Annotated in this window: 2 protein-coding genes; one reads left to right on the forward strand and one right to left on the reverse strand. The window is 66.3% G+C overall.

Annotated elements, in window-relative coordinates; translation table 11 throughout:
• A partial coding sequence (locus tag CAY82_RS27345) for a helix-turn-helix domain-containing protein (protein WP_140399147.1) occupies positions 1-373 on the reverse strand: 373 nt, incomplete at its 3' end.
• 120 nt (positions 374-493) lie between these two features.
• On the opposite strand from CAY82_RS27345, the gene CAY82_RS27350 reads away from it, so the two are divergent.
• A partial coding sequence (locus CAY82_RS27350; RefSeq protein WP_140399148.1) for a single-stranded DNA-binding protein occupies positions 494-826 on the forward strand: 333 nt, incomplete at its 3' end.

Below are 826 nucleotides of genomic sequence, written 5' to 3' on the forward strand. Positions count from 1 at the left end.
CCACGTAGTCGCCCCGGCTCGCGAGGAGCTGGACGCCTACACGATCTGTCGCGACAAGCTCGCGGTCGCCCGCGGCTGACGTAGTACGGGACTCACGGGCAGATGGCGCCCGTGATCCCTTGGGCGGTCCAGGCTGCGTACCGCTCCAGGGGCCAGGTGCGCTGCAGACCTCGTTGAAGACTGCGTCCGTCAGGGTCGCCTTCGTGCCGAAGCCCTTGTAGACGCTCTCGGCCGAAACACTGGCCCACTTGGCTACTGCAGCGATAGTCGTCGCCCTGAAACCATCACGCTCGAACAGCTCCTTGGCGGCCAGTACTACGGCCTGCCGGCGGGCGCGGGCCTGCTCCCGTCGACCAGAAGCGTTGTAGCTCACCGGAAAACTGCGGCCCGCATAAGGTTTTCCCCAGGTCTTGAAGTCGTTCCCGGAATCGGCGAGAAGCCGGGCATCTTCTCTGGTGACAGCACAGATGCGACCCCGAGGAAGGCGGACGACATGAGCATCACCGAGACCTATGTGGCAGTACAGGGATGGATCGGCAGCGACATCCGGTACCGGGAGGTGTCCGACGGCCTGCCGGTGGTGACGTTCCGGCTGGCCACCACGCCGCGCCAGTTCGACCGTAGCTCCGGCGGCTGGACGGACCGTCCGACGAACTGGTTCACCGTCGAGTGCTGGCGAGCGCTCGCGACAAACGTCAAGCAGTCAATGGAACGCGGCCACCCGGTGGTCGTCACCGGCCGCTTCCGCACCACCGAGTGGCAGGACGAGGAGGGCGCGCCCAGATCCCGGCTGGTCCTCGAAGCGTTCGGTGTCGGTCACGACCTC

The sequence above is a fragment of the Pseudomonas sp. SID14000 genome (assembly GCF_002165135.1).
In the GTDB taxonomy this organism is placed as follows: Bacteria; Pseudomonadota; Gammaproteobacteria; order Pseudomonadales; family Pseudomonadaceae; genus Aquipseudomonas.